Below are 26,558 nucleotides of genomic sequence, written 5' to 3'. Positions count from 1 at the left end.
GAAAGTTATATTATAGGGTTATTCTACCTCGAATACCAAAGTAAAAGAGGTTATTAGCTTCTGGGTTGAAAGTTGGGTTCTGAACAAATTGAGCACTTGGAGTTACTTCAAAGTGGGCGGTAAGATTAAAACGATAGAATACCTCTGCAGTATACTGGTCTTTTGCACCATCAACATTTGGCTGATTCCAACTTACAGATGTCCCTAACAGGTCATAGTTTCTAAAGCGTAGTCCATGACCAATTTGAACATCCTTTTTGTAAAAAGCATTTTCACCTACCCCATTAGAGAATCCAAAACGGACATACGGTGCGAATCGATCTTTGAAGAACCAATGAGAAGAAAAAGCAATACCTTGACCTTGACCAATTGCACTTCCTGTCGTTGTTGTGTAACTATCAGATAACCATGCGGTCACAGAAATTTTCTTGAAATAACGTTCTGCAAACGTCGGTACGTATCCCACTTCTACTAGGTATTCAAACCTTCCATCCGAGAAATAATTTCCAAAATCTAGAAATTTCCCATCTTCATACAACTCTCCTCTTACATCTGTAATCCCGGCCATAATATAGAAAGACTCCGTTGGACGATAAGAAAATACTCCACCCAAACCTGGATCAGCCCAATTCACTGTACCTGATACAGAAGAACCATAACCGATAAAGTGTTGCCATGGAACAACTAATCCATGGAAATTGAAATAATTGGTAACATCTACTTTACCAACCACAAAGATGAGTTTGTTATCAAATAGGTTCTGTTGCCAGTTCAATTCTCTCATACGAATTGTATAGTCATTGTAACCTACACCTGGCAAACCATAATAGCCTGATTCAAAAATACCATGAAACATAGGTGAAGTAGCATCTCTTCCATTGTAGTTATGTCGAGAGTCAATTTTAAAATAAAGCGTACCCGTGTTTTTTCCTTTTTTACGGTTTAGGAAAGTCCACCCGGCTTGTATATCTAAAATTCCACTTGCCGCATTTGGATTATTATCTGAAGTAATCGTCTCAGTAGAATGAACATATAAACTAGTATAATTCACTCCGAATTGAATACCGTAATTGTCATTAATTTTTTGCTTAAGATCGTACCACCCCTTCATTACTTTAATGGGGTAGCGGTACTCAAAAGTGTACTTATTGTTATTTTCTTCTAGTTGACTACCAATAGATTTTGGACCACCCATTTGGTCTTCATTCTGGTAACCTTCCGTTTTTTCTTCTTGTGAGTATACAACAATACAGTTCAGAAGAAATAAGATTGAGAGTATAGCTTTTTTCATATAGTTGATGATTTAATAAGCAATAATCAAATTTTTATGAAGTGAGTTTTTATAATTTTGATATGCCGGAATAAATCCGAATATAATACTAGTTAAAAAGAGTAAGAGCAGTGATATTATTTCAATCCACTCAAAATGATGTGTTAAAGTGATTCCTGTTTTTAATGTTATATATGGCGATAACACTAAAATTGAACATTGATAAATCACAATGCCTAATACTTCACCAATTAGAGTGATACCACAAGTTTCAACAACGATCAAGAAGAAAATCTGAATATGACTTGCACCCAGAGAACGAAGAATAGCCATCTCCTTTTTTCTTTCATTTAAACTGGTCAATACTGTGGTCATTAAACCAATTACAGCTACAATAAATACAATTATTGAGATCATTATTAATGCCTTCTCAATTGGAGCAATAAATTCAAAAAGTTCTAAAACTGTTACTGCCGGTAAGATGGCCGTTAGTGCTTCGACTTTATCATCATTGATCGTTCTTTGTAATCCAAGTAAACCATTCTTCTCCTTTACACTCAAAATTAATCCGCTGTAAGATTTCTTTTGGTCAATAGATGTATCATCAAAAGGATCAAACACTTGCGAGTGAAACTGCTGATGCATCTCTCCCATTTGTTCAATACCAATAAATAATGATTTATCGAGATGTGTCCCTTGTAAAGGAAGAATCTTGGACACTCTAAAATGAATATGCTCATGGTCAATAAAACTATGTTCTCCATTCCCATGAGATAATATTAATTGGTCTCCTATTTTATATCCTAGCTCATTCGCTACTTTAGCCCCTATGATGATATGGTTACTTTTTAAATCATCTGATATCACCATATCAGGCTTTTCTAATTGATTGAAATACGAATAAGTAGTACCAATAACTGGAAAACCTTTGTGAGAATCACCCATAGAAAAAGGAGCGATCCATCGAGTATTTTTATTTGATTTTAGCTTCTGATAATATTGCTCACTTACATTATTATTCGGTGACCCAATATGATAGATACTGTAAAGTAATAAGGAAATTTCACTGTTTCTAGCCCCAACAATCAAATCTATACCTTGTATACCATCTACAAAACTTTCCCTTACCTGATGCTTTAACTTCAATACACTCAGCAATAAAGTGATACTCACAGCGATTGAAAGAACACTGAGTAAGAACGTATATCTACGGTACTTGATACTTTTATATGAAAGGTAAATGATTGTTTTCAAGAGCTTCAGAAGTAGAATTGAATGTAGAAATTGGAAGAATTTGATCAAAATAAGATGTCAGGGTCTCATCATGGCTAACCATAATTAATGTAGCATTATTCTCCTTACATAATTGAAGTAAAACATCCATAAATTGAGCTTTAGAATAGCTGTCTAAGGCTGAAGTAGGTTCATCTGCCAGTATAATTTCTGGATGACCAATAAAAGCCCTTGCTGCTGCTACTCTTTGTTGTTGTCCTACACTTAATGTATTGATTTCACTACCATGTAAATTCACAGTAATTCCTAATTTCAATAATAGTTTTTCGGCTTCTGTATTCACCTCTTTCCTTACTTTAGATTTTCTAATGGTAGAAAAGCGCAACGGTAATACCACATTTTCAATCACCGATAGATAAGGAATTAAATTAAATTGCTGAAAAATATAGCCAACATGATCTGCTCTAAATTGATCTTTTTCAGCAGGACTAAATACAGAAAGGTCATGGTCTAGAATGGATACTTTTCCTTTATTTGAAGACAAAAAACCTCCAATTAAATGAAGAAAGGTCGACTTACCACTACCACTTCTCCCTTGCAATAAAACCTTTTCCCCTTTTTGAATTGTGAGTGATGGAATATTGAAAAGAGGTGTAGTATTATCCTTCCAATTAAAACTTATATCTGAAAGATGAATAACTGATTCCATTCAATTTTTGGTTCACTATAAAGCAAAAAGCAGTGAAGTAAGTCATATCTATAACTTACCTCACTGCTTTATGAATTGACTATAAAGTATTTTTTAATACATCGCCGTCCTGAACCATCAATTTGATGTTATCATTAGGCATTACATTTTCAATATCTTCAAGAGGGCTTTTTTCCCAAATTAGAATATCCGCATAGGCACCTACCTCAATTACCCCAATAGGACCTTCTCTGTAAGGGTTTCTCGCCGGGCCAGACATGGCTAATACCTTTCCTGCATTATATGTGTTGTGTTGTAAGATTTCCCATGGTTCCCAACCAAAGTTCTTTTCGACTGTAATGTTCATTTTAGCATTTGGAGTATTCTCTGCAAACATATCAGAACCACTCACTACAAACACATTGTATTTTTTCACCCACTCAATCATTTGTTTCGCCCCTTCATTTACTTGCGTTGCTTTTCTAACTTGTTCAGGAGAGAACCAAGGAATTTGTGATGCTTGAGCAAATTGGACGGTACTTACATACCCCTGAAGAGAAAGAACAATATTTTCGTTAGCAAGTCTTTTTACTGTTTTCTCAGACATCAAGAAGCCATGTTCTACACACTTTACACCCGCATCTAATGCTCTATTAATAGCATCATCATGGTAAGCATGTATAGTAGCATATGTTTTATTGTCCTCACATATCTTTACGATTTCTCGCATTTCTTCCTCTGTATATTCAGTAATCTCTAATGGATCAAACTCAGAAGCAACACCACCAGAAGCCATAATTTTAGCATAGGCAGCACCGTGTCTAAAGTTCCATCTCGCGAATTTGATAATATCAGGTATACCATCTGCAACAGCCAAGTTCATTGTTTTATTTGGTTGGTTGTCTTCATCCGGCATTTGGTTCCATAAACCAGCATCACCATGTCCACCTGTAGAACTAAACGCAGGACCCGAAGACCAAATTCTTGGACCTTGCATCAATTTATTTTTCTTCGCTTTGGCAATACCTAATGAATTACCAGCAATATCTCTAATTGAAGTAAAGCCTTGATCCAATAAAAGGTTCATATCTCTGTACGCCCATGCACCTACAGCAAACATATCATAATCGCCTTGCCCTGTATAAAAAGCTTTGGGGCCATTAAGCATAATATGTGTATGCATGTCGATCAAACCGGGTGTTAAAGTATATCCTTTTCCATCGATGACTGTAGCACCTTTTGGTTTTTTAATTCCCTTTTTTACTTCCTTAATCAAGTTATTTTCAATAAGGACATCAGCATCGACAATTTCTTTGCCTTTACCATCCCATACCTTCACATTTTGAATAAGAATATGTGTTGTCTCTTTCTTTGCTTGCGCCACTACTAAGAGCACACTCATAAAGAGTAGAGATATAGTTAGATAGAGTTTTCTCATTTTGCTATTATTTTACGTATGATAAAATTTGGTTTGCATGAATGGAGTAACCTGTGAAAATCTCACTTTTCCCATCCACTAAATAAAGTTCTTTTGATACACTTTGAGTTGTCATTTCTCCGGTTATCCAGACCGATTCAAATCGAGAGGTTACTTCATATCCTTTATCGAATTTGATATAAATGATCTGATTCTTATTTGGTGGAGGTGTATGTATACAAGCACCAACCCAAGGAACTAATAAAAACTCTGTCACTTCAAGTCCCGAGAAGTTAAGGGGTAATAAGAATCCAGGAATTTTAACTTGTTCATGGTTAAGTTCCTCTACAACAGCCTCTGCAAATTGCTGTCGTTTTTCCTTAATTTCTTCTCTTTTGGAAAGGAAGAAATGAGCATCAATACCTTGTTCCTTTAGTGATTGCTCCTTTTGTTGTAGCTTTTCTTGGTGCTCCTCAGGAAAGTCTTCAGGTGAAGCCTTCTTTTTATTGATGAGATAGGCTATTTCTTTCAAATCCAATAACTGAGACCTTGATAAATCTTTAAAGGGATCATCAAAACTAATGTTTTCAGGTAACAGGTTATCCCAATCCAACTCTTGATAGTCTTGAGCAGAAAGATTGAAAGATAGAAAGGCTGTAATTAATATAAAGAGTGCTTTTTTCATCGAAAGTCAGTAGAAAATAGTCGTGTAAACAAATATCAAAACTGACACATAAAATTGCAATATATCAAGGGTGTAAAAAAAGGTGTAATTCACCTTGAATTTGGTTAACTTTTTTTAACTTTTAAGAAATGAAATGTACCACAAGCTGTTTAAACAGGTCTATTATTGAGTATTGAGTAAGTAATAATGGAAAATAAGGGAAAGCACTAACTACGACTGTAATGAGGAAAAAGTTGGAATTTATTGGAAATAAACGCAGAGACTGATTCATTGCATAACTGCCATTAATATCAGCAAGTGATGAATTGTCTACACTGCCTAACAAGGTATCCTTATCATCTCGTTTGTATATCCATTTCGAAAAATAATCAGTATTGTGCTCTCTGATCAGACGCCCAAACATAAGAATTCCTTCAGTCTTTGCCTTAAACATTTTTCTAACGAAAAACAGAAGTGGAAGGTAATTTAAAAGAGGAAAGAAAATAGTAAAGAAGATAATTTGAATAGACAATGCTTTTAGCTTTTCAGCCCCAAAAACAATATCAGAACCCATATGAGTGGCAATGATTGAAGAGATTAAGAATGACAAGAAGCTAAATAAAAATGGAATAAGATTTATGTACTCTAGTCCACCCATTCCATCTGCATGTACGGGATCAATATTTAATTTCAAAGTACTTACTCTATATAACATCCAAACCCAAATTACCCACCTAAAAACCCAACGGAAAATAAGTAATTGAAAAAAAGGAAGTGATACAAGCAAATAATACCACCCTATACTATTCAAATCTTTTGTTCCAATATCAAAAAAGTATTCCTTATTTGAAGAGGTAACTACATCCTCCCAATATAAAAATAACAAGGAATAGAACAGTGCGAAATACAGTAGTTCTGCAACATTATATTTTGTGATGTAAGCGATATTATTGATTACTTTTTGAAATCTATTGGCTTCATCTTTAAGAATAATCCCCTTCGTTTGGATTAAAAAATCATTAAAAGGCTGATCTACTTTTTTCTCCATCAGAATGACTAATGGAATAAGTATTAGAAAGCGAATATGAAACTCAAAATCATTGACTATTGAGAGAGTAGTATGCTCACCTTTCATTAAAAAAGCTCCTACAACAATCGGTAGCCATACGATCAGAATGATCAACAGCGTCTTTAAACTATTCGATTTGATGGGACGAAGAAAAAAAGCAAATAGACCAGAGTTCGAAAATGAAATTTTCATTATTTAGGATGTTTTAGAATAGAGTGACAATAGATCTTTTTTATTGTTTACCTTTTTCTTCTTAAAGATATTTGCAATATGTCGTTTTACTGTACTTTCAGAGATAAATAACTCCATACCAACTTCTTTGTATGACCTATTTTTCTGAAGGTGAAAAATAATTTCACTTTCTCTTTTTGTTAAATGATTTTCATTGATATTACTAGAAGAAGTATCCAATTGGTGATCATGCTTTAATAAGAATTCTAAGATATACTCTACATATACATTTAGTTTGTGCTCCGTAAATTTTGTCTGATTTAGAAATTCTCTCATCACTGCTCCATAAAACATAAAGGCTTTTTCCAATTTCATCCCTTGAACATTTTTCAATACCTTTTCTATTACAGATTTACCTTCTGCTACTTTTCCTAATCGGTAAAGTGCTAGCGCTTTGACAATACTAAATCTCACATTGAAGATGAGATTAAAATTACCTTTTAGTTGTGATAAAGCATTATCACAAATGGATATAGCAATGTTCCAAGAACCTTCATATTGATCTGTCACTAAAACTTTAACCTGTAAAAGTTGTAATGATGTAAAATTTGATAATGCAGTAACAGGTAAGTCCTTATTTTTAATAAACCATTCCACAGCACTTCTATCAGCATCAATAAACCAATTAAAGTAACATTTCACAGCTTTGATTAAGTTTAAATAATTGGAACTTCCATGATCATAAGCCTCATCCTCCATTTCCTGAATAAGAACTTTACACTGTTCTTTCTGACCATCCTCAAACAGGTTTAAAGCATAGGCAATACCTCCATAAAACCTATGAGAAAGAATGGTATTTTCTCGGTTTTCCCATAATATCTCAAGGTGTGATTCTGCATTATATAGATCATGTTTATAATAATAGCCTATACCTTGAAAATAATGAGCATTCGCCAGTCCCTCCAAGTTATTGGACTTCTTACTCACTCTTTCCAACTGATGAGCAATTAATAGTAGATCATCTAACTCCCCATCAAACCAATAGATATAACAAAGAGTCATGTATAAATTTACTTTTAAGGATAGAGAGCATCCTAGCTCTAATTGATGATAAATGGCATGTTTAGCCTCTTCTTTCTTTCCAAGGCCTTGTAATGCTCCAGCATAGAAAACCCAAGCTATACCCAAGGTGTACTCATTATATTTATCCAAGAGTTGAATAGCTTGATGTGCATGTTTATGTGCCATTGCCATATCTATTTCCAACTTGTAAGCTACAAAGGCTCTAAGAATATGATACTCACCTAAAAAAACATCAAAATTATCTTTATTATCGTTCTTATGAAGAAGCTCTAAAAATGTCGACAATAGCGATTTCATTTTAACCAGATTACTATCAAAATGGCTCAACCAAAGTTCTGTTGCTATTAACGGTAAACATGATGTACTTTCACTGACCTTACTAAAAGCATGGAATACAGTTTGCAATTCTTCCCATTTCCCCTTGTTCATTAGTTGAACTCTTAATTCATCAAAAGTATTTACGGCCTCATCCACTTTATTAATATCCAGTAAAAGTTGGATCGATTGAATAGGATTATATTCTTTGTAATACAATGATGCCTTATTCTTTACATCATCAATGATTGATTTTGTCAGCTCCTTTTTAACTACTATATCACTATATTTTTTGAAATAAGCAGTGAGCTTGAAATTATCGTTCCCATCTTGGGGTTTTACAAAATGACCACTCCTTCCTATTTCTTCAATAAATTGCTCAAATTCGGTGAAATTATTATCTGAATAATCGTCCTCTAGACAGCACTTTGAAAAAAGGGAAAAGTTGAATTCGTCTAAGATAGACACCTTTAGTAAGTACCTTTTATTTCTGATACTCAACTGATTTAATAAGGGTAGCAGATGACTCTCTCCGATGGCCTTGTAAGATTGAATATTAAAATTGCTATCGGCTTTTTTTTGATCCAATATATCTTTTATAATACATATATTCCCTTCTGTAATATTTAATATATCAGTCACTTCAGCCTCTGAAATTTCACAGCTATTCATTTCGAATAATTCTTTTACACTAGAAGCATCTAAAGGTATACTCTGTTTTCTAGGTCTTGAATATTTCGCATTAATTTCTGGTAATCGTATTTTGGGAATATTATTCGTCATTACTTAGAAGTTTATATACTTTGCTGGTACATATCTGTACTCCTTATTAAATCGGATATTCAATTGAAGTAGTAATGTACCTGCATTCGACCAAGTTTGGTCATTAGATTGAAGAGCACCATAAAAGTAACTCAAATTTAGGGTATGTTTTGCATCAATAAGGTAAGCACCTGTAACTCCAAAACGGAGAAACTGTATACCGTTAAATTGTTCACTCCATCTGTAGAAGGCACCACCAACGATAGAACCAACATATTTTTCATGAAAAACTTTATTGAAGAACAACACATACCTAAGCCCATTCTGGAAGTCAATATCCCAACTATAATCACCCTGCCATTTAATTTGTTGTACAAATTGAGTTGTTTTATTTTTACCAAGTACTTTGTAGATAATTCCTAGTCCAGGCCTTAGCTCAACTTCATTAGGTAAAACTGAAAATCTAAAGTCGGGTACAATCTCAAAGTTTTTGGAAAAAAGATAGGTAGCAACTCCTTCCATAAAATATCGATCAAATTGTTGCATATCTCCTGTAAACCTAGCCTGAAGTTCTCCAGAATAACGCCATTTCTCATTACCCCAAATTAATTTATTACCAAAAAAGAACTGATTATCATAATCCTTTTTTTGTTCAACAGATTGAGCTTCTGCTTGAAAAAGAGAGCAAAGTGAAACAATAGTTATCAGTAATATTTTTTTAGTCAGAGTCATTAAATTGGGTGTAGAGATTCCTTTTTTAAATTAAAGATTAAATCTGATAAATAAAATCTTTGCCATTAACTCAATCCTTTTTGGCCTAAAATTGTTTTATGTAATCAATAAAAAAACATTATTCGAATATGATAAAAAGAAAAAGCCCACAACATTACTGTCATGGGCTTAAGCTAGGGTTATTTAAGTAAAGGGTAATTAGTTAGAACCAAATGCACCTACTGTAGCAGAAAGATTTGGTCTCGTTACGGTCTTCCCTCCCACTTCAGTAACTACTTGAGAAGATAATAACTGCATATTATCTGTTCCGTAGTCTACACCTGGCGAAGTAGAAGATAATCTTAAATCAAGATCTTTATAATTGATTTCTTTAGTGGCATCACCATCTGGATTTTGCGGTTGATCAATGAAGTGTACAAACTGAGGATCATCCAGCTCATCTGTCCATTCATTCACTTCTCTATCAATAAAGAAATTACAAGTTCCTTGGAATACTCTCCAGAAAGTATCGTGACCAACAGAAGTATCGTCCTGATCATCTTCAAAGGGTTGAATACCATGGTGAGGTAAGTAGCCATTTCCCTTATCATGTCCACCTTCTACATGACCATAATAGTAGTTTCCTTTTACCAATGTATTGTTTCCTACAATATCAGTAGATGGATCTACCTTAGTACCAAATTTAGAGTTAACAATCAGGTTATTTAAAATACGACCTCTTGCGTCTTTCTCGATATTAATAGAGCCACCTCTTTCACCATCTCTTCTCCAACCGCAATATGCCATCGTATTATTGTACATGTTGACATTAGTCTGTTGGTCATCTTCTACCGGCTTTGAATTGTTGATTTTAATACCATTTGTCGCTGCAGAATACATAAGGTTAAACGCACAATCTCCAATCGTACCTTGTTTAAAGTTAAATGCTTCATCTTCTGTTGTACCAGCATAAGCTACCGCATTATGGAATAAGGCAATCTTTCCTCTTTCAACATATACTGCATCTCCACCAGAATGCTCTACAGTACAATTTTCCATATACAATTGACCTTGGTTGTTGTTAAAGAATACAGAGTATCCTAACTCTCCCGGCTCTAATTTACCTACTCTTACCGCTTCAGAATTTTCATTCATTGGACCACCTGCATATTGAATAGTTACGTAAGTCATTCCAATTTCTTGATCAGGACGTGTTGCTCCTTCTGGAACTTGACCACCATTTATACCACCCCAGTTTACTCTACCATAATCAAAATAGTTAGGCTGGTTTTCAGATAGCGTAAATAAGATTGGTTGAGCCTCTGTACCCCATGCATACATATTTCCATGTACAACAATTTCAGGGTTATTGTAAGGACTTACCCAAACTGTTACACCTTCTTCAACATTCAAAGTGGCTCCTTCTTCGATAATAAGGTTTTCTGCTAACCAGTACTCCTCTCCACTTTCTAGCGTGAGATCATTACTCATACGCCCTCCAATACTAATGCTTCCTTCTGGCTGACCTTTATCAAAATCAGGCACTTCCTTGTCTTCGTCATCTACAATGGGTTCATCTTTGGTACAAGAAGTAGAAAAAACTACTGAAGCAGATAGCAGGATAAATGCTAATAAGCGGTAAATAAAATTTTGTTTCATGGTTTTAGATTTGATTGCTAGACCACTCTATTAAAGTGGCAGTTTTATGTTTTTAGAAATTATATTTTAGACCCAATAAGAATTGTCGTCTGTAGAAGTCTTGTCTTACAAGTACATTGTCCCCAACATCACCTTGCTTAGGAAAGTAAGACTGTGCCTCGTTGATTGGTTGGCGGATTTCTACTTCGTAAGCGTTGTCCAACAAGTTATAGGCTTTCAAATAGACAATTGTTTTAGGATTAATTCGCTTTTCTACGGATAAGTCCATTTGGAAGAAACCCCTCTGCCACATATCGTTACCATAAAAGGCAGACAAACTGTGGATACGATCACCTGTATATACGGTTGCTAACTGTACATCCAAACCGGCATCGGTATTTTTATAAAGTAAGGATAGATTGGCAATATGTGCCGCCTGTCCTTGTAGTGGACGCTCTTCTAATGCTGATCGAATCACAATATCCGAAGTATCATCCTCAGGATTTTCTCTTTCGTAATACGCTTTTTCTGTAGTGATCGATGAGTGAGTATATGTATAGTTGGCACTGATACCGAACTTATTGAAGTACTTTACCACATCAATCTCAATACCCATATTTTCTGCATCACCATAGTTATCCGGCATAATATACCCAGCCTGACGGTTCAATGAGTATTCTATCGGGTTGATTAGCTTTTTATAGAAACCTCCAATCATAAATTTGTCCATTCCTTTCGGAAACAATTCGTATCTCAAATCAAGGTTATGTCCTATTGTTCTTTCTACTAAAGGATTACCCATTTCGGTCCAATCATCTTCAGTATCTCCATTTTCAATAGGAACAAACTCTGAGAATCCAGGTCGGATGACAGACTTAAAATAAGAAGACCTCAGATTTGATTTTTCGCTAATTTTATATTTAAAATGGATGCTTGGCAAGAAATCAACATAAGTTTGATTCATCTCTTCCAATCCATTTTCAACAATTTCATTGGTAGGTTGAGGTAGATAATAACCAATATCTGTGTGCTCCATTCTTACACCACCCAACACTTCAAAACGATTACTAAAGTCGAATTTAAATTGTCCGTAAGCTGCTCTAATATTCTCATGTGATTGGTATCTATTGGGAGAATAGTTTACTCCCGTAGGGTTTTCGATAATCCAATCAACATCTGTAATATCATTCCAATCTTCTCCTTTTACTAAGGCTCTATTTCCAGCATTGAAACGGTATTGTTCAAAATCATTCGAACGGTTTTTATTTCTAACCAATCCACCAACCTTAAATTCAGTATCATAGATAAAACTAATTTCTGGGGTAAAAGTAAAATTGGTATATAGAGCAATATCCTCGTCATCATTGTAATCCCACCTTCTTGTTAAGGCTGATCGTCCAGCAATTCTTTCAGGTTCATGCACCCAATTATTCATACTTCCTGATCTAGTGAATTTTGCATTATCAGGAATACTGTTCGATGCTTTTGAATAAACAGCAGACCAGTCTGCCTTAAACCATGGGTTTAATTGATGTTGTCCCGTTAATGTTGAGTTGAAAATCTGCTGGATTGTAGATCTATATCTTGTAACATAACTCATTTCTCCAGCATTACCGTTAATTGGATCATAACTACCCCAAGTTCTTGTACGAGTAACATCCCTTACCTGGTCATTTTGTAAATGAACAAAAGCATTGTACCATTGAATACTATGATCTTGGTTAATTCTGTAATCCATTTTAGCATGGAGTCCCATTCTTTTCTGAAGCTGATAATAATTACGGTCTTCCATATTATCTAAAGAAGTAGAACCATCAGCCAACATACCTGTATCGAACCAAGTACTCTCCGAACCTCTTGCAGTTTGTTGGTAACTTCCTGCTACAATCACCCCCAATTTATCATCCATAAACCTGTTACCAATCGACATTCCGGCTACGATATTCGGTACATAGTTTTTATACTGATTCAATAAATGTTGATTAGAAAAATCAGAAGCATCTGCTCTAGCTACCCCATTCCAACTTGGAGGAGATGTCATGTTCCCACCCGTATTCCATGTCATAAATGGATTATTGCCTCCAAAGAGCGTGTTGTTTCCAATAGATAGATTCAATTGACCACTATATGATTCTGGAGCATCTTTCATTTCCATATTAATCACACCGCCAACTGCATCGCCTTCCATATCTGGAGTCAAAGCTTTTGTCACTTCTAAACGATCCAAAAGGTCCGATGGAAATAAATCTAAAGGAACATAACGGTTTTTATTATCCGGAGATGGAATTTTCACACCATTCACCAACGTATAATTATACCTTTTATCCATACCTCTTACAATAGCGAACTGACCGTCACCTGAATTATTCCTTTCTAAGGATACGCCAGAAACACGTTGTACTACATTAGCCACATTTAAGTCGGGCGACAATTCGATATCCTGAGCAGAAACCACCGTCATTACCTTAGAAGAAACCCTCTCTGTAGCTCTCGCACTTTCTGCGGTTTTCCTTTCTTTAGTACCATATACTACTGCCTCGTCCAATTGAATTGCATCTACCTGAAGTATAAGATCGTTAGAAACCCATCCTTCTGAAGATACCCTCACTTCTTTTACAAGGTCTTTGTATCCTATATATTTAACTACAATCGTATAATCTCCTTTTGGTAAATCATTAATTCTGAAAGTTCCATCCATCCCCACAATGCTTTGTTTATGGATTGGTTCAATAGAAATTACTGCCCCAATTAAGGGCTCTCCATCACTACCGTTTACTGATCCTTTTATTCCACCTGCATGGATAATTATAGGAAATAGTAGTAAAGTTAATAAAGTAAGTATCCTTGACATTATTTAGTTGAAATCACTGGTTTTGTTTTTAACACTGCAAAATAAGCAAACAGTTATGATGTCTTTTTTAGGGAAATATTAAGGAATAAATAAATGGTTTGAACTAACAAAAAACACAACTTAACACTGGGTTTTAGATGTTAAAGTTAAAAGAATAAAAATTGAGCAATAAACCGATGAAAGAGTGACAAATACCACATCTCCAATATGAATTCAATATTACATTGTTAAATGATAAAGTGTAATTCTAAAAAAAATAAAATGAGTTTTTAGGACAACAAAAAAGCCCAATGTGTATACATTGAGCCTTATCGTAGTTATTAAAGTAGTTATGTTGAATCTTTCGTTTAAGGTACAAACGGACAATAACTCTTTCTTATTAGTATGAAGCTATCGCGTTATTTCTTTATCGTTTTTCATTTCAAATAAGACAAGGATAACCTTGTATTGTAATCACTAATCCTATTTTTTTATCAGATTATTTCGATATGTTGAATACTATCAATTAAATCCATGGTATAACCAACAAAACTTAGATCGTTCGTATCGGAATGGAAATATTTTATGGAGTAAGAAACCATTAACATCAGTACAATGGTGAAGAAGGAGATGCTTAGGTATCTGCCAATACCCTTTAGTGTTTTTTTATATATCTGATCTACCATAATTGTTTTACTAATTGAGATAATTACAATAGGTAATAACATAATCAATAAAATGTCACCCTTAAAAATATCCTTTTATAGCAATCCCAAAGTTTCTTCCGGGTGAGTTAATACCAGAGCTATACGTTCGATAAGCAAGGTCAAAGATATTATCGACAGTAAAGTGACATTCAAGATAGTTCGTTAACCTATAGCTTGAATTAAACCCGAGAGTCCACCAAGGTAATGCTCCTTCTTTTGAATAGAGATAAGGTTTAGTTTGTTCAATTGGTGCCAATGCATCATATGCTATTCCACCACTATAATTTCCAACAAGGGCAAGGTGTAACTTTTGTTTTTTATACCCTAATGTCAATCGTCCAAAAAATGGGGGTACATGTCGTAAAGGGGCATCTGTGATTAGTTCTCGTCCATTGGTGTAAGTATAAGTACCTTTGAGATGTAGATATTCGGTAAAGTGATAAAATACATGAGCCGACACTCCCCAAATCCTTGCTTGATCCGCATTCTGTAAAGAAGTAACAGCATATTCATCCCCTTCAATGAAAACGGAATCCATTCCAAGAAAGGTAGATGGTCCTCTAACCATAATGTTCGTCAACCAAGAATAATAAGCATTGGCTCCCACTCTTAGTTTATCTCCAAAATAATGGATTACAGTAGCATCTAATGTATACACATCTGTTGGCTTCAACTGTGGGTTGGGTATCACTAAGTCATCTTTAGAAGGGTTATAAACTTTTGCAATATCATCTATATTTGGGGCTTTAAAACCTTTTGCAAATTGTGTATTCAACTGCCAATTATCAGGATGATAAGCAAGACCTATAGCTCCTGTTATACTTCCTACTTGAGTATTCAGTTGATCGTAAGGTAGATGTAAAGTTTTAGAGGCCTCATCTGTGTAATCCGCTTTAATAAATGTCTCTGTATACCTTAATCCAGCGGTTCCAACCAAATGATTTGTTAGCTTATATTTCCCTGTGATATACCCTGCTAAGGTAGTCATCTGTGATCCTCCTCCAGCATAGCGTGGCAATGCTTTATTCACTTCTCCTGTTAGGATATTCTTACCGATAGCACTCGATTGTACATCATTGTAAGTGCCCTCTATCCCATAAAACAAGGATGCTTTTTTAGAGATTTCCTTATTCACATCCATATTAAGATGGAATAGTTCTAAGCTAACATAAGATTCATTTCTCTTTGTATCATTGAACTTCCTAAAAAACCTATCTTCTTTTACCTTCTGATGTCCTACTATCAAAGAAAGATTATCATACCAACTTCTATTTTGTTGGGCGATTAAGCGGATATTATTCATCATCCAATATTGCGGGCCATATTCCCATTCAGCAAATTTTGGGGTAGTTGTTCCATAAGTAGTGATTAAACTTGTGGAGTTTATCTCTATAACATCTTCCATGGTTACCTCCATATATGCACCATTACTCATAATAGGGTTCAGCTCTGTTAACCTATCATACCTAGGAATTGATGACGTATTTGAAAATGAAAAGGTATACATCAATTCCAACTGATCGTTCACTTTAAAGGCTACTTTTTGCAAAGTATTCAACTGCTGATAACCGGAAGGGCTTTGACGTAACTGATTAGGATTGGTATCTAATTGATCCACTCCATTTTCGTCCGTTGACACTAAAAACAATTTATTACCAAATTGATAGTCCTCTGAAGGAAACCATCCACCTGACTTTAAATCATCAAACGATGAAAAAGAGACAGTACTCGTCCAGGCTAACTTTTGTGATGCTAAATTAAAATGAACATTAGCTGTATTTTCATTCATTGCAGAAGCATACTTCAATTGAGCATCTCCGTAGAATAGTTTTTTAGACCGTTCTGCATATTCAGGTAAGGTAGTATGAAAATCCATTACTCCACCCAATGCATCACTTCCATACATTACACTTCCTGGACCAAAAATCACTTCTGCAGAACTAATCGAATAAGGATCAATACTTATACTATTTTGTAGATTGCCACTTCTGTAAATCGCATTATTCATACGCACCCCATCTACAACTAAGAGCACCTGATTGGCTGCAAAGCCTCTAATCATAGGACTACCTCCACCCATCTGACTTTTTTGAATAAAGACTTCTCCTGTATTCCCCAACATATCAGCAGTAGTTTGAGGCAAGGCAAATTCTGCTTCTTTTTTCTGAATTTCTAAGATTTGCTGGGGTACCTCAGACTTTACTTCTTCCCATTTATTTGCACCAACTATAACCTCTTGTAATGATTGAATTTTTTGCTGAAGTACAATCACTGCCGTTAACTGCTCATTTGTATATTCAACAGCTTCATAGTTCACATGAGAAAAGGAAAAACTTTTGGCCTCTGGGTTTAATTGTACAACGCCCACCGCATTACTTATGCTTACCTCATTTCTATCTGTTGAAACTAAAACACCACGAATTCCCTCTCCTTCTTCGTTTTCAATAATAATTTTTTGAGCATACAAAGGAGTGATGATAATAAGTGATAGTAAAATACATTGAACAATACGGTTGTTCATAGAATTTGGGTCAGTAGTGAGAATAGTAAATGTTATTCTAGATTACTTTACGTAGTCTTAACTGGGTGAATAAAAAAAGCATCAGTAAATGCTTACTGATGCTACAAATATACGGTCACTACAGATGATTAACATCAATGTAGAGAATGTATTCAGATATAATCTATAATTAACTTCGAAGGGTTACATTCTTTTCTAACAATTAGAAAGAAAAGCCAACTTGTAAAGATGCCCCTGCAGAAGTAGATAAACCTCCTTGAATTGTAAATCCACCACGATCCACATACATTACATCTATGGCTGCTCCGTATTGTTCTTCTGGTGTTCCTTTAAAGGTTTTGTCATTTTCACCATGATAAATTGAAGATTTAGTGCAGTATGTTACCTGTGGAACTAAGTACAACCCGTAAAGGTATTGGTTCACAATTCGAATCATACCACCTACATTAAACTGAGTAGCATTGAACTTCCCTTTATCTTGCAAACCACTTGTTTCGTTGTCAGATACTGAACCTTGTGCTGAAGCAAAGTTTGAACTTGCAGAAAAATAGACGTTGTATGCCCAAATACTCGTTTTAAATTGTGTAGCACTCCCTAATGAAGCACCAATGGATACCCCTATTGGATGGTTACCTGTAGTGAAATGAGCAGATTGTTGTGCATTAACGGAATATGCAGTAACAATAAATAATAATGATAGTAAAAAATGTTTCATTCTTATGATAATTTTTGTGCTAAGTAGATGTCGATATTTTTATTTGACTGTAGTCGTGAAATTATATAGTCGTGTTTACTTTTTTTAGTTAGAAATCATTAATAACAGTATCAAATCAAAAAAACATCACTCGTATTTAACTGAATTACAATTAGATATACCTACTAAGTATATTAATAGTAAATATGACTAGTAATAATTCAACTATCATTCCAAATAGGAGTCTTCCAATATATTTTTTAAATAAATAAAGATACAGTGATTACAAAAGGTGTTTTTTACTTTCTAAAAATTAATGGCCCTTCTACAGGTAACCTAAAATTTTTTTCCCTAACGGTTTTTTCTAGCTGCTCAGTTTCTTCTTGAAAAAGTTCGATTTCTTCCCATTTGTCAGATAAAAAAGGATAATGGCTTAACACGGAAAGGACAATAAAAAAGAAGAATAAAAGTGACTTCATAAAAAATAGGATTAACAGTTGTTCAAACTTAATCATATTTTGCACTATACATATAACTAATGTAATTTTTAATATGATTTAATATTTTTCCTCCGAATATTTACCCATTTCAATTCTCTTCTCTCACTACATTCCTCTATTTTTTATATGTTCGTAAATACACAACAACACATATATAAATCAACACACATGCAAAAACTTTGGACACCATCTAACCAGCAAATTGAACAAAGTCGGCTTTTTGACTTTAATAAAACCTTTCTGAAAACCGACAACTACAACTATCATGAACTTCACCACCAAAGCATCAAAGAAAGCGAAAAATTCTGGTCTACTATCTGGGACTTTTGTGATGTAAAAGGTGAAAAAGGACAGCCTCCTTATCAAATTGTTCATGAACACATTTCCAAATGTGAATGGTTTCCTACCGCATCATTAAACTATGCTGAAAACCTATTAAAAAGAAGAGATAATAAAATCGCTTTAGTCGGAAGGCTAGAAAATGGTGATCGTAAAACATTAACATACAAAGAGCTCTATCAAAAAGTAGCTCAGTTGTCTCACCAACTAAAACAAGATGGAGTAGAAAAAGGTGACCGTATTGCTGGCTTTGTACCCAATTGTATTGAAGCTATTATTGCAATGCTTGCTACCTCTAGTATTGGTGCAATCTGGACTTCTTGCTCTCCCGATTTTGGTTTTCAAGGAGTGTTAGATCGTTTTGGGCAGGTAGCTCCGAAAGTGCTATTTACAGCCAATGCCTACAGTTATAACGGTAAGGTTCATGAATGTTTAAAAAAGGTAGATGAATTACACCAAGCTGTACCCTCGATTGAGAAAATAATTGTATTTGATTTTATAGATCAAGATGTTTCCTTGGAGGATTACCCTTATGCGGTAAGGTGGAATACTTATCTTGATAACCATGCAAAAGAAGTGGATTTCGTATCATTACCTTTTGATCATCCTCTATTCATCATGTATTCTAGTGGAACTACAGGCCAGCCAAAATGTATTGTACATAGAGCTGGAGGCGTACTTCTTGAGCATCTAAAAGAGCATCAGTTACATTCCAATCTCACAGCAGATGATATATTTTTCTACTATTCCACATGCGGATGGATGATGTGGAATTGGCAAGTTACTGGTTTAGCAACTGGTTGTACTTTACTGATTGTAGATGGGAATCCATTTTATCCCTCACCTAGTTACCTTATTAACCTTATTGATGAGGAAAGTATCTCTGTATTCGGAGTTAGTGCAAAATATATCAGTGCGTTATCAAAAGAAGGTATATCACCCAAAGATACACATCAATTGAGCCATCTTAGAACGATACTTTCGACAGGATCACCACTTTCTTCAGAAAGTTTTCATTATATCTATGAACATTTTAAAAGCAATCTCGTACTCTCTTCAATAAGTGGTGGCACTGATTTAATAGGTGCATTTGTAGCTGGTAACCCTACTTTACCTGTTATAGCGGGTGAACTGCAATGTAAAGGTCTAGGATTCGATTTGGATGTAGTCGACGAAGAAGGAAAAAGTATCAAAAACGAAAAAGGAGAACTGATTTGTAGAAATGCTTTTCCAACAATGCCACTCTATTTTTGGAACGATACGAATAATGAAAGATACTTTAATGCCTACTATTCTCGTTTTGAAAATATCTGGGCACAAGGAGATTTCGCAGAAGTGACTGAAAGCAACGGACTCATTATTCATGGTAGATCCGATGCTGTTCTAAATCCAGGGGGAGTTAGAATAGGTACAGCAGAAATTTATCGACAAGCCATGAAGGTCGAAAGCATAAAAGAATGTATAGCTATTGGTCAGGATTGGAAGGATGACTGTCGTGTTGTTTTATTTGTTGTTATGAAACCGTCAGAGACGCTAACAGATAGTACAATTCAAGAGATTAGACAGGTCATTAGAAAAAATGCCACACCAAGACATGTTCCTGCTAAAATTATTGCAGTATCAGATATTCCGAAAACTAGGAGTGGAAAAATTGTGGAGATTGCCGTTCGAAATATTGTTCACAACAAACCTGTAAAGAATACAGATGCTCTCTTAAACCCTGAAGCATTACAACTTTATGCCAACCTAGAAGAGTTAACATATTAAGATTAAAAATATGAAATATGTACTATTTTATGAGACCGTTGATGATTTTATCAAGCTCAGAGCTCCCTTTAGGGAAGAACACTTGTATCTAGTCAATAAAGCACATGAAGATGGAGAACTACTCATTGGTGGTGCCCTTTGTGAACCTGCAGATACAGCTCTATTGGTATTTAACGAAAGAGAACAGGCAGAGAAATTTGCTTCTATTGACCCCTATGTTAAAGAAAAGCTTATTAAGAAATGGTATGTCAGGCCCTGGGTCGTTATGGTTGGTCTTTAGATAAAAAGAACCCGAGAATGAAATTTCATTCTCGGGAAAAGTAATGTTAATCCTCTGAGTTGTTGGCAATATCAGAACTCTCAAACCTGATATCATAGTTGAATAATTAGCAATAAGTCATTGGAATTTGTATAACTCATAAAAACTACTTTATCTTACCAATGGATGGACTTATTGATCATCCATAGAAAGCCTACTTCTCCTGTTACGGTGACGGCGGTTTCCATGCCTATCTTCCACCCTTTATTTCCTATTCGATAATAGATATCCACCCAAGCATTACTTCTGTTCCAATCCTTGAGAACATCGTATGTACTTGTAAAACCAACAGTATAGTTAAACCTGGTTTTGGTTTGAATATCAAGGCCTGTGACAAAACCTATATTATCTAGTTTATTCAAGTCTTTTCTCACTGTTAAATAAGGCATGAGCTTATCCGTTAATTGATAACCATAACCTAATGAAAGTGAGTAATTTCCTTTCATCTTTTTATTATTCACATCAGACGGATCCATCGGAGACATCCAGTCATTTACTCCGGCTCTAAAATTTAAGAAATGCCTAGAGTTATCTTTACCCAATTGTTGCCAGGCAGAAAACTCTACTGAATTGTCCCAGCCGGCTAATTGAAGTATAGTGGTTTGTGCATTTACTTCGCTTCTTCCCCACCATAATCCAACGAATACCAATGCGAGAACCTTTAATTGAGTAGTGTTTACAGTAAAAGTGTTTTGCATAGATTAAATTTAAATAATTGTTCGATCGTTTGATTAATACGCTTAATCGAAAAATAAGGTTCTAAACCTTATCTTAATATATTCAAACGAATGAATAAATAAGAACGTCATAAAAACCCTTTCTTAATTGATATTAGGAAAGGGTTTAAGTAAAATTAGAAAGAGATGACTTCTCCGTCTGCTGGTATAATCACTTCAACACTGGCCTCAGCCGCTGCAGCTGTTAACGATGTTCTCGTTACCTGACAATGATCTAAAGATTCTATATGTGTAGCTATCACTTTAGCATTTGGAGCTAATTGAGCCACTTTCACTGTTTCAGATTCATCCATTAAAATTCTTGCCTGTCCCATAAAAATCGCACCACCCGAATTGGTAATAATAATATCTGGATTGATCCTCTTGATATTTTCTGTGATTTCATCATCTAACAAACAATCACCAATGATGTAAATAGTAGGGTAATCAGATTTTCTTAACACAAATCCCGAAACTTGACCTAAAGCATCTAATACCTCTTCTGGACCATGTTTACCCCCTGTTCTTTCAATTTCAATACCATCAAAAGTCGCAGAAGTTGTAATTGGTGTTACTTGTGTAAATCCTGCATCTTTCAACATTTGCTCTTCAGTATCTTGAGAGAAAACAGGTAAATCTTTATTTAATAGTTCTATTGCAGTTGGGTCAATATGATCTGGGTGTGCATGTGTCAATAACATTGCATCCGTTCCTTCAATTACTTCTTCTTTAGTAAAAGGTAAGTCGACGGTTGGGTTCAAGTTTTGATCCGGAACAACAAAAGACATCATTGAGTTTTTCTCACCTAACATCGGGTCTACCAAAAGAGTCTTTCCTCCATAATTTAATTTTAAAGTCGCATTTCTGATCAATTGGATATCTACAGAGTTCATGATTATGTATTTAAGGTTTTCATTAAATTTCTAATACAAAGGTCATGAAACCCAGTCATAGTATGCTTACCAATAAATTATCAATTCCTACCATTTTGATAAGTTGCTCTATATTCATTCGGACTCACCCCTTCTTTATTCTTAAATAATCGAGATAAATGATTGGGCTCAGAAAAATTAAGCTGTCGGGCAATTTCCGAAACTGTCAAATTCGAATAGATCAGTTTCATTTTCGCTTCATAGATGATTTTTGATTTGATAAAATCTGAAGCTGTAATATTAAACTGTGCTTTAACCGCAGTATTTAGTGCCACTCTACTAATATTTAACAATTCGGTATATTCTTCCAGTCGTTGTTTTGTGATATAGTTTTCTTCCACTAGTTTCCTAAACTTGTAAGCTAAATTGTCTATGGACACCGCACAGGTAATCTTATTGTATTCTGAGTAGCTTCGATTTAATCGAATAAGTATATAATAAAGTAACGAACGGATAAGATGAGTACTGTCGTTTTTAGGTTCGAGAAGTTCTGCTTGTATCTCTTCTAAATCAGACGTATACCTTTGTAGTTCTTTGGTGTCAATTGGCAAGAATAACTCATAAGCCGATTGGTAGAAGTACAATAAGCGGTAAGTAAAATACTTATCGGCAAAAAATTCATTTAAGAAATCTTCCTGGAATACTAAGACCTTAGCATCGAAACTGTCCAAATCTACTTTCCATTGATGCCTTTGATGCTGAGAAATAAAAACAACAGAATTATCTTTAAGATCAATTGTTTTATCATTAAGCTGTAAAGTTCCTTTAGCTCTTTTAATAAAGATCACCTGAAAAAAATCAGTAGTCTGTAACTCAGATGTAAGACCATGTTTTTGTGAAGGATCGAAGTCTAAGATATTTAAAAGAAAATCAACACCACAAATCGTTTTACTAAATTTCACATGCTTCATTGTACTATCTCTACCGTTATGGAATTGAAAAATTATGGATAGAAAATAATAGATTATTTTTCTAGTAACACAGTAGCAAAAGTAAATTATTTTTTGAATACACAAAGTCCTCAATATGTAGAAAACAAAAAAGTCTTCCCCATTAGGAAAGACCTTTCTACACTCTTTAACTTAACTATTAATAACCTTTTATTGCATTAATATTACTTGTATCATTCTAATAAGTAACATTGATACTTTAAATATGATAGATAGAAATTTAGTATGCAAGTGATTGAAAATGAAACATTTTTTCACTTTGTTACAACGTTACTTTTCAGTCGATTATTTTTTGTATACGTTCAATAAAAATTGTTTTGAATTATAGCAATTGACCTTATTAACATCTATAAAACACTTCTTAACTTACAATTTTTTGTTTCTGCATGATCTTATATGATATTAACTTTTGCTATAATAACATTCGATAAATAAACAGACTTAACGTACACATACCATGAAATCAGCTAAGAAGAATATCAATTATGAAATCAAGCATCAGGATGGAAAGGTGCTGGTTTATAAGGACAATGAATTAGTAAAAACATTTAGAAATGAAATGATAGCTATAGGCTATATCAACACACCGGATTTAAGATAAAAAAAGGCTGTTTTACATCTATATTTGTAAAACAGCCTAAATTATTGATAATCGGTTAATAGTAAAATCTGCCATTGTCAATTATAACAACAGCATATGTAATCTGCTAAGGTTAAAGGTAGCTTAAACAGCCTTTCGATTACATTTAAATCCCAAAATCAATACAATTTTTTTGAATGAAGTGTAGAATAAATTGCTTGATCTTGTTAAATGAATGCCTTCTTTTTTAAACGATTTACAACGCTTAAAGATGTGTTTTTAAACTTTATTAGCAGAACTATTGAACCTCATCTAAAGATTATTTGTTCTCCGTAATTTCTTTTCTTTTATATGCTTTGAGCTCTTGTGTAGGTTCGATTACAGTCCCATGTTCCCAGATATAATCTTGAGTGGTTACGATCTTCTGAAACTTCATCTTTTCTTCTTCCTCCACCATATCATAAGATTGTTCTGTGATATCTTTGCGATCTAATACCAATAACTCTTTCGTTTCTTTCGAGTCTGCAACAATATTAAACTTGATTTTAATCTCATTCAATGTCTTATCAACAAAGAAACGCTTTTGTTTTTTCACTAATGCAAAGCTTCTTTCAACACTAAAAGTGGTGTGTTCTTCTGCATTAATATATTTCACATAATACTTATCTCCAGATTTTTCGAAAAGAACTCGCCCTTTTTTAAAGGTTTCAGTGTAGCCAAAACCAAATAAATGGATATCTCTCCCTTCTTTATTAGGAGCATATTCAAAATCAATCTGCAATACGGCAAAAGTCTCTGTAGAAACATACATTTTGCCAAAGAATAGGCCTCCATTTTTAGGTTTGAAAGTGATGATATACACTACATCATCATCCATCATCGACGCTCCTTCTAAAGTATAATTGTACTTTCCTCTTTTGGTGACAAACTCCCAGTTCTTATTATCTAAGGAAGCATAGTTCTTTTTTAATTCATTGATACCACCTCTAATATATTTCGTACCTACAGTATAACTGGTGCTATCTCTTTCAAAATCATCAGAAGCGTCTTCTGTATCGGTTGAATCACCGCGGATTTTAGTAGAGATGATTCCCATTTTAAAACGATAATAGATTTCATCATTGTTAAAACTGGATTCCATATCGTTCACAAAACCTTCAAATTTTTCTGTCAACTGATCGTAAGCTTCAGATGCTGTAGATTCTTCTAATGAAATTGCTTGAAGATTAGAGAGTTTGGCTTCATCTTCTTTATGATACAACATCACTTGTGCATCATTGTAATTGATAAACTCTTTTGGTAGCACTCTTTTCAACTCATCAAAAGTTTCCTGGTTGAGCCCTTCAAAGCTAGATTTTTTGACCAACATTGGGTCTAGAATATCATCGTCAAATTCTGTTATCCCATAGTTATGGATATACAGTTTTTCTTTGTAAGGAGCTTCAACAACATAGTTCTTTTCAAAGTTGTCTTCGATCTTAGCAATGATGTCTTTTACATTTTCTTGTTTATCGGTCACCTCAACTTCCTCAAGGTTGACAATATTTGGCTTCAATGCAATTTGACAATTTCTTGGCAGTTTATCGATCACTACTTTTACTGTTTCATAACCGCCATAGCTAAAAACTAGGGTATCTGAAGTATCGATATTCTTTAAAGACAAGTTAAATTTCCCATCAGCATTACTTACTGTTCCTTTCTTGGCATTGGCAAGAATAATATTAGTATACGGTAATGATTCTTTCGTCTCAGCATCAACTACAACACCCCTAATGATGTCTTGTGCAAACGTAGTGAAAGAGAGAGATAATAAAATGACAATTGAGTAGATAATTTTCATTCGTTGATAGTTTTAGGCTTCAATACATTTCTCAATGTATTATTACTAGTTTCTATTTATAATTTGACACTCTGAATCCATAAAGGATGTAACAGCTAATGCAAATTAATAATTTTTTCACATAACTATAGATGAATAAATCATTAATGTCATTCAACTTGTGGCATACCAACAAAAGTCATCTAATCACAAATCTAGAAATTAGTAAGCACTAAAGATGGGTTTGAATCCCTGCCTTCAATTTGAAAAAAGAGTGAGAAGAATCTTTGATGAGATCTATGAAATAATAAAGACTGAGATCATAATCTGTAATAATAGCATAAAGCTTATTATACAATACTACAGATATAAAAAGAATTGAGATCACTTGTAATAGTAACCTTTGGTTGTTGTGCATGATAATAGGTCGAGAAAGATAGTTAATGAGTTACACCAAGGTAAACAGCAACAATAACAGATTAGTTCACTTACACAAGTGAAGAATATATTTCCTTATTTCAACACAATTTCTAGTGTTAAATTCTCTACGAATTCCATCGATAACAGAGAAATAATCTTTAAATAGTTAAAATGAATACTTTCTTTTCTAATACTATATAAAACAGAAGGCCATTTATAAGGAATGTACAATTTATAGATAAAACCCTCATTTTTAGTGTAATAATTACATTTTAAACCGGTTGCAGAGGGTCGATTTTCAGGCTAAATCCTAATTTTTCAAAAAAAATAATGACTTTTAGCATCAAAATATAAATATGCTATCACATTAGAATACAATTGTTTCCGAAATTCGAAAAAATATATATAATTGTAAAACACTTACAAATGTCCACACAACTATT

The 26,558-nt window shown here is 34.2% G+C and carries 20 protein-coding genes; 3 read left to right on the top strand and 17 right to left on the bottom strand.

Annotation, left to right across the window (positions count from 1 at the left end):
* Positions 1-10: 10 nt before the first annotated feature.
* The 13 genes from HGP29_RS11340 to HGP29_RS11280 all read right to left on the bottom strand — a co-directional run bounded on the left by HGP29_RS11340 (position 11) and on the right by HGP29_RS11280 (position 18,252).
* Positions 11-1,291, bottom strand: a complete 1,281-nt coding sequence (locus tag HGP29_RS11340) for a carbohydrate porin (protein ID WP_168882519.1) — start codon at positions 1,289-1,291, stop codon at positions 11-13.
* Positions 1,292-1,303: 12 nt separating this feature from the next.
* Complete coding sequence (locus tag HGP29_RS11335) at positions 1,304-2,524, bottom strand: ABC transporter permease (protein WP_168882518.1); 1,221 nt, start codon at positions 2,522-2,524, stop codon at positions 1,304-1,306.
* Positions 2,496-3,212 carry an ABC transporter ATP-binding protein gene (locus HGP29_RS11330; protein ID WP_168882517.1) on the bottom strand — a complete coding sequence of 239 codons (717 nt, stop codon included), beginning with the start codon at positions 3,210-3,212 and terminating at the stop codon, positions 2,496-2,498. The genes HGP29_RS11335 and HGP29_RS11330 overlap by 29 nt, the downstream gene beginning before the upstream one ends.
* Before the next feature lie 79 nt (positions 3,213-3,291).
* Entirely contained in the window at positions 3,292-4,629 is a 1,338-nt protein-coding gene (locus HGP29_RS11325; RefSeq protein WP_168882516.1) for an amidohydrolase family protein, read from the bottom strand.
* 7 nt (positions 4,630-4,636) lie between these two features.
* The gene (locus tag HGP29_RS11320; RefSeq protein ID WP_168882515.1) at positions 4,637-5,293 is read right to left on the bottom strand and encodes a DUF3299 domain-containing protein; all 657 of its coding nucleotides are present in this window, start codon (positions 5,291-5,293) and stop codon (positions 4,637-4,639) included.
* Between the two features lie 121 nt (positions 5,294-5,414).
* Positions 5,415-6,533, bottom strand: a complete 1,119-nt coding sequence (locus HGP29_RS11315) for a hypothetical protein (protein WP_168882514.1) — start codon at positions 6,531-6,533, stop codon at positions 5,415-5,417.
* A gap of 3 nt (positions 6,534-6,536) precedes the next feature.
* Positions 6,537-8,693: a helix-turn-helix transcriptional regulator gene (locus HGP29_RS11310; RefSeq protein ID WP_168882513.1), complete on the bottom strand. Its 2,157-nt coding sequence runs from the start codon at positions 8,691-8,693 to the stop codon at positions 6,537-6,539.
* 3 nt (positions 8,694-8,696) lie between these two features.
* A complete protein-coding gene (locus tag HGP29_RS11305) occupies positions 8,697-9,404 on the bottom strand; it encodes a hypothetical protein (protein WP_168882512.1) in 708 nt (235 codons plus the stop codon).
* Positions 9,405-9,602: 198 nt separating this feature from the next.
* Positions 9,603-11,042, bottom strand: a complete 1,440-nt coding sequence (locus tag HGP29_RS11300) for a right-handed parallel beta-helix repeat-containing protein (protein ID WP_168882511.1) — start codon at positions 11,040-11,042, stop codon at positions 9,603-9,605.
* Positions 11,043-11,094: 52 nt separating this feature from the next.
* Entirely contained in the window at positions 11,095-13,872 is a 2,778-nt protein-coding gene (locus HGP29_RS11295) for a TonB-dependent receptor (protein ID WP_168882510.1), read from the bottom strand.
* Positions 13,873-14,598: 726 nt separating this feature from the next.
* Complete coding sequence (locus HGP29_RS11290; protein WP_168882509.1) at positions 14,599-17,079, bottom strand: TonB-dependent receptor plug domain-containing protein; 2,481 nt, start codon at positions 17,077-17,079, stop codon at positions 14,599-14,601.
* A 202-nt stretch (positions 17,080-17,281) separates the two neighbouring features.
* Complete coding sequence (locus HGP29_RS11285) at positions 17,282-17,794, bottom strand: hypothetical protein (RefSeq protein ID WP_168882508.1); 513 nt, start codon at positions 17,792-17,794, stop codon at positions 17,282-17,284.
* Between the two features lie 278 nt (positions 17,795-18,072).
* The gene (locus HGP29_RS11280) at positions 18,073-18,252 is read right to left on the bottom strand and encodes a hypothetical protein (protein ID WP_168882507.1); all 180 of its coding nucleotides are present in this window, start codon (positions 18,250-18,252) and stop codon (positions 18,073-18,075) included.
* Positions 18,253-18,441: 189 nt separating this feature from the next.
* On the opposite strand from HGP29_RS11280, the gene HGP29_RS11275 reads away from it, so the two are divergent.
* Together HGP29_RS11275 and HGP29_RS11270 are read left to right on the top strand one after the other, a co-directional pair.
* A complete protein-coding gene (locus tag HGP29_RS11275) occupies positions 18,442-20,379 on the top strand; it encodes an acetoacetate--CoA ligase (RefSeq protein ID WP_168882506.1) in 1,938 nt (645 codons plus the stop codon).
* 10 nt (positions 20,380-20,389) lie between these two features.
* Positions 20,390-20,659, top strand: a complete 270-nt coding sequence (locus HGP29_RS11270) for a YciI family protein (RefSeq protein ID WP_168882505.1) — start codon at positions 20,390-20,392, stop codon at positions 20,657-20,659.
* 155 nt (positions 20,660-20,814) lie between these two features.
* Here the strand turns inward: HGP29_RS11270 and HGP29_RS11265 are convergent, their stop codons facing one another.
* The 3 genes from HGP29_RS11265 to HGP29_RS11255 form a co-directional block, all read right to left on the bottom strand.
* A complete protein-coding gene (locus HGP29_RS11265; RefSeq protein WP_168882504.1) occupies positions 20,815-21,396 on the bottom strand; it encodes a hypothetical protein in 582 nt (193 codons plus the stop codon).
* A gap of 155 nt (positions 21,397-21,551) precedes the next feature.
* A complete protein-coding gene (locus HGP29_RS11260) occupies positions 21,552-22,307 on the bottom strand; it encodes an MBL fold metallo-hydrolase (protein WP_168882503.1) in 756 nt (251 codons plus the stop codon).
* Between the two features lie 80 nt (positions 22,308-22,387).
* On the bottom strand, positions 22,388-23,257 hold the full coding sequence (locus HGP29_RS11255; protein ID WP_168882502.1) for a helix-turn-helix domain-containing protein: 870 nt from the start codon (positions 23,255-23,257) through the stop codon (positions 22,388-22,390).
* Positions 23,258-23,753: 496 nt separating this feature from the next.
* Between HGP29_RS11255 and HGP29_RS11250 the strand changes: the two genes are divergently transcribed.
* Positions 23,754-23,897 carry a hypothetical protein gene (locus HGP29_RS11250; RefSeq protein WP_168882501.1) on the top strand — a complete coding sequence of 48 codons (144 nt, stop codon included), beginning with the start codon at positions 23,754-23,756 and terminating at the stop codon, positions 23,895-23,897.
* Positions 23,898-24,195: 298 nt separating this feature from the next.
* On the opposite strand, the gene HGP29_RS11245 is transcribed toward HGP29_RS11250, so the two are convergent.
* Positions 24,196-25,716: a carboxypeptidase-like regulatory domain-containing protein gene (locus HGP29_RS11245; protein ID WP_168882500.1), complete on the bottom strand. Its 1,521-nt coding sequence runs from the start codon at positions 25,714-25,716 to the stop codon at positions 24,196-24,198.
* Positions 25,717-26,558 lie beyond the last annotated feature (842 nt).

The sequence above is a fragment of the Flammeovirga agarivorans genome, assembly GCF_012641475.1.
In the GTDB taxonomy this organism is placed as follows: Bacteria; Bacteroidota; Bacteroidia; order Cytophagales; family Flammeovirgaceae; genus Flammeovirga; species Flammeovirga agarivorans.
The sequence above is the reverse complement of the archived record's forward strand: the minus strand, read 5'-3'. Positions and strand labels throughout refer to the sequence as shown.

Bases quoted from the DNA above. Each gene is read 5' to 3' on its own strand.
- HGP29_RS11270 (WP_168882505.1), top strand. From the start codon at position 20,390: ATGAAATATGTACTATTTTATGAGACCGTTGATGATTTTATCAAGCTC.
- HGP29_RS11295 (WP_168882510.1), bottom strand. From the start codon at position 13,872: ATGTCAAGGATACTTACTTTATTAACTTTACTACTATTTCCTATAATT.
- HGP29_RS11320 (WP_168882515.1), bottom strand. From the start codon at position 5,293: ATGAAAAAAGCACTCTTTATATTAATTACAGCCTTTCTATCTTTCAAT.
- HGP29_RS11310 (WP_168882513.1), bottom strand. From the start codon at position 8,693: ATGACGAATAATATTCCCAAAATACGATTACCAGAAATTAATGCGAAA.
- HGP29_RS11285 (WP_168882508.1), bottom strand. From the start codon at position 17,794: ATGAAACATTTTTTACTATCATTATTATTTATTGTTACTGCATATTCC.
- HGP29_RS11325 (WP_168882516.1), bottom strand. From the start codon at position 4,629: ATGAGAAAACTCTATCTAACTATATCTCTACTCTTTATGAGTGTGCTC.
- HGP29_RS11260 (WP_168882503.1), bottom strand. From the start codon at position 22,307: ATGAACTCTGTAGATATCCAATTGATCAGAAATGCGACTTTAAAATTA.
- HGP29_RS11250 (WP_168882501.1), top strand. From the start codon at position 23,754: ATGAAATCAGCTAAGAAGAATATCAATTATGAAATCAAGCATCAGGAT.
- HGP29_RS11290 (WP_168882509.1), bottom strand. From the start codon at position 17,079: ATGAACAACCGTATTGTTCAATGTATTTTACTATCACTTATTATCATC.
- HGP29_RS11330 (WP_168882517.1), bottom strand. From the start codon at position 3,212: ATGGAATCAGTTATTCATCTTTCAGATATAAGTTTTAATTGGAAGGAT.
- HGP29_RS11305 (WP_168882512.1), bottom strand. From the start codon at position 9,404: ATGACTCTGACTAAAAAAATATTACTGATAACTATTGTTTCACTTTGC.
- HGP29_RS11245 (WP_168882500.1), bottom strand. From the start codon at position 25,716: ATGAAAATTATCTACTCAATTGTCATTTTATTATCTCTCTCTTTCACT.
- HGP29_RS11255 (WP_168882502.1), bottom strand. From the start codon at position 23,257: ATGAAGCATGTGAAATTTAGTAAAACGATTTGTGGTGTTGATTTTCTT.
- HGP29_RS11275 (WP_168882506.1), top strand. From the start codon at position 18,442: ATGCAAAAACTTTGGACACCATCTAACCAGCAAATTGAACAAAGTCGG.
- HGP29_RS11315 (WP_168882514.1), bottom strand. From the start codon at position 6,533: ATGAAAATTTCATTTTCGAACTCTGGTCTATTTGCTTTTTTTCTTCGT.
- HGP29_RS11265 (WP_168882504.1), bottom strand. From the start codon at position 21,396: ATGCAAAACACTTTTACTGTAAACACTACTCAATTAAAGGTTCTCGCA.
- HGP29_RS11340 (WP_168882519.1), bottom strand. From the start codon at position 1,291: ATGAAAAAAGCTATACTCTCAATCTTATTTCTTCTGAACTGTATTGTT.
- HGP29_RS11300 (WP_168882511.1), bottom strand. From the start codon at position 11,042: ATGAAACAAAATTTTATTTACCGCTTATTAGCATTTATCCTGCTATCT.
- HGP29_RS11280 (WP_168882507.1), bottom strand. From the start codon at position 18,252: ATGAAGTCACTTTTATTCTTCTTTTTTATTGTCCTTTCCGTGTTAAGC.